At 66.2% G+C, this 3200-nt stretch carries 2 protein-coding genes and 3 pseudogenes; 3 read left to right on the top strand and 2 right to left on the bottom strand.

The genetic code is table 11. The annotated features are described in order from the left end of the window. Positions 1-321 precede the first annotated feature (321 nt). From AB0L75_RS43970 to AB0L75_RS43980, 3 genes and pseudogenes are all read left to right on the top strand, one after another. Positions 322-1419 (top strand): annotated as a pseudogene (locus AB0L75_RS43970) (MFS transporter); the annotation flags it as partial. Between the two features lie 75 nt (positions 1420-1494). Beyond that, positions 1495-1827, top strand: a complete 333-nt coding sequence (locus AB0L75_RS43975; RefSeq protein ID WP_365191914.1) for a glyoxalase superfamily protein — start codon at positions 1495-1497, stop codon at positions 1825-1827. A 36-nt stretch (positions 1828-1863) separates the two neighbouring features. Beyond that, positions 1864-2462: pseudogene (locus tag AB0L75_RS43980) on the top strand (helix-turn-helix domain-containing protein); the annotation flags it as partial. A 136-nt stretch (positions 2463-2598) separates the two neighbouring features. Here AB0L75_RS43980 and AB0L75_RS43985 read toward each other — a convergent pair. Beyond that, the gene (locus AB0L75_RS43985) at positions 2599-3042 is read right to left on the bottom strand and encodes an SUKH-3 domain-containing protein (protein ID WP_365191913.1); all 444 of its coding nucleotides are present in this window, start codon (positions 3040-3042) and stop codon (positions 2599-2601) included. A 75-nt stretch (positions 3043-3117) separates the two neighbouring features. Then, a pseudogene (locus AB0L75_RS43990) lies at positions 3118-3200 on the bottom strand (IS5/IS1182 family transposase); the annotation flags it as partial.

A 3200-nucleotide genomic window follows, 5' to 3' on the forward strand; every position in this document is an offset into this window, starting at 1 on the left:
CATGAACGCCTTCGACCTGGCCTTTGATGGCCGCCTCACCGCAGGCCAACTCTAGCCACATCAAGCCCAGTTACACCGCTCGCTTTACAGACCCGAACCTCCCACTTGGCCATTGATTGCTTCGGTTGGCCACTCTGCGCGTCGCAGTTGGCCGCACGTCCCCACGGCAGGTGAATGGGGTTGCGGCCGGACCGGTAAGGCGGCTGAGGTATCTCTATGGAAGGTGCCACCGAGCAGGAGCAACGGGCGAGGGCGCGAAGCGACCTTGCGATCACCGGGCAATCGGCTTCACGGCATGGGCCGGCAGTACTGGCGGCCCTGATGCTGGCCGCCTTCACCTTCAACACGGCGGAGAACCTGCCAGTCGGCCTCTTGGAGCTCATCTCCGAAAGCCTTCGTGTGCCGCTGTCAGCAGTCGGCCTCCTGGTCACCGGTTACGGAGTCGCAGTCGCAGTCGCGTCTGTGCCGCTCGCCCGCGTCACGCGGGCCGTGCCTCGACGTCATGTGCTCACGGGACTGCTGGCCGCTCTCGTCGTGTCCAGTCTGGTTGGGGCGCTGGCAACCTCCTACTGGCTGCTCCTCGTAGCGCGACTGCTCACCGCGCTCGCCCAGGCGCTGTTCTGGGCCGTGATGGGGCCGGTCGCGGTGGGCCTGTTCGCGCCCGCAGTCCGCGGGCGTGTAGTCGGGGCGCTGTCCGTCGCCGGCTCTCTCGCCCTCGTGCTCGGCGTTCCTGCCGGCACCTGGCTGGGCCAGCAGAGCGCCTGGCAGGTGCCCATCGCCATGCTGGCAGCTCTGGGGCTCCTCTCTCTGGTGACGATCGCCGCTCTGCTGCCGACCTCACCTCCGGACAAGGAGCCCGCCGCCTACGGATCCGACCCCGACGCCCGCCGGTTCGGGATCGTGCTGGTAGCCGGGGCCCTTTCCGCCACCGGGGCGTTCACGGGATACACCTACATCGTGAAGTTCCTGGGCGACGTAAGCGGGTTCTCATCGAGCGCCGTCAGCGCCCTGTTCGTGGCATTCGGTATCGCGTGTCTGGCCGGGGTGAGCATCACCGGGGCACTGCTGGACCGCTTTCCGCGCTCCGCGCTGACCACTGCCGTGGCCACGCAGGCGGTGGGCATGCTCGGGCTGTACGGGACCGGTACCCACCCTGCGGCGGCGGTGGTGTTCCTGGCGCTGATGGGCGGTGCGCTCGGACCGGTGTTCATGACCACCCAGAACGCGATGCTGCATTGCGCACCGGGCCGCACGGACATCGCACTCGCGGCGAACTCTGGTGCCTACAACGCCGGCATCGCGGCTGGCGCCGCGCTCGGGGGACTGATCCTGCCGCTGGCCGGCGTGCGAGGCGCGTTCCTCGCCGGAGGGCTGCTGACTGTCGGGTCATGCGCGGTGCTATTCGGCGAGAGGCTGCTGCGTCACGGACTGGGGTCAGCAGACAAGTGCCGCATCAGGCAACGTTTACCCTGGGCTGTCTGCGACGATGACTCCATGGACGAGGAAGTCATTCCCATTCTTCACGTCGAGAACGCTGCGGCGGCGGTCGCCTGGTACGAGCGACTTGGCTTCGCCAAGCAGTGGGAACACCGCTTCGAACCGGGACTTCCCGCGTTCGTCGAGGTCGCCCGGGGCGGGATGCGGTTGTTCTTGTCGGAGCACAAGGGCGACGCCCGACCCGACACGTTGGTCTACCTGCGCATGCGCGATGTCGAGGCCTTTGCCTCCGAGTTCGGTGTGCAGGTGAAGGACGCTCCGTGGGCGCGTGAGATTGAGCTGCGCGACCCTGACGGCAACCGGCTGCGGATCGGCACGCCGACGGAATGACACTCACCGGCAGCGCGCGGCAGGGAAGCTGTGCTGGTGGCTGAGCGAGTACACGTCCGCGAGATCGATGACGACGAGGGGAAGCGCCTGCTGCGGATCATCCGCAGAGGCAGCGGGTCGGTGGTGACCTGGCAGTGGGCCCACACGGTGCTGCCGGCCGCGCAGGGCATGTCCGTGGGAAAGATCGCCGAGGTGACGTGCACCAGCGACGACCGGGTCCGGGATGTGATCCAAAATTTCAACGTTGACGGCTTCGACTCGCTCTACCCGAAGTACAAGGGCGGCCGGCCTAAGACCTTCGCCCTCCCCGAACGCCGCGAGATCAAGAAGATCGCCAAGTCCAGGTCGGCCGAGCACGGCCTGCCGTTCTCGACCTGGAGCCTGGCCAAGCTGGCCGACCCCTCCCGCGACCCGGACTATGCCGCCAAGAAGGCCCGCGTCGAGCACCTCTACGCCATCGCCGACGGTGAGGTCATACCGGAGGACAGCGAACCCGAAGTCGTCTTATGCCTGGACGAGTTCGGCCCGCCCAACCTCCAGCCCCACCCCGGGCGGCAATGGGCCGAACGCGGCGGAAGCACAAGGACCCCGACCGCGAGCCCCGACCGCACCGGCGGGCGGTCTACACCCGCCCGGGCATTGTTGAAGGGCACGTCAACCGGATCAAGATGCTCAAACGGCAGATGTTCGGCCGGCCGGATTTCAACTCCTCCGCAAACGAGTGCTCCTCTGCAGGTGAACGACACGCCAGGAAGTCTGTCCCACAGACTCTTACTCCTCATCGATCCGGCGAGGAGCCACGCCGAGAACCAAGTTCTCCAATGCCTGCGGCATCGGTCCGAAGCTGGCAACGAACGTCTCAACGAGATAGATCACACCCACCTCATTGATGCCCAGGAAGAACCGGCCGTGATCCAGCTCACCGAGCGGGAAAAGACGATGCCCGATCGACTCACCCCACTGCACAAACCGGTCATCCTCGCCCCAGGCCAGCTCGGGATCCAACGCGAACGGTGTGCGTGCACAGCTGATCCCCGGTCCGCTGACGTTCACAGTCAAACCGCCGAACTCTTGCAGGAAGGCTTCCGCAGCATCATGCATGGCGAGGCCGACGGTGATGAACATGGATCTCCAGCGACCCGTGTCTACCTTCCGTCCAGGCGTCCATCCCGACGCCTCCAACACCTCGCGCACCTCTTGCGACCAGCAACTCATCCGGGGCCCAGTTCCTCGCCTAGGAGTGAGCAGCCATCATCCCAGCGACCGACGTACCTGAAACAGTGAGCTCTTTCAGCGTTGCCGCTCCAGCGTGAGGACGGCAGCGGCGATTGACGTCATTCGATTCGGGCTGCACCGGGATCGGCGGAAGATGC

Origin of the sequence: Streptomyces sp. NPDC052101 (assembly GCF_040680235.1) — a bacterium.
Classification (GTDB): domain Bacteria; phylum Actinomycetota; class Actinomycetes; order Streptomycetales; family Streptomycetaceae; genus Streptomyces.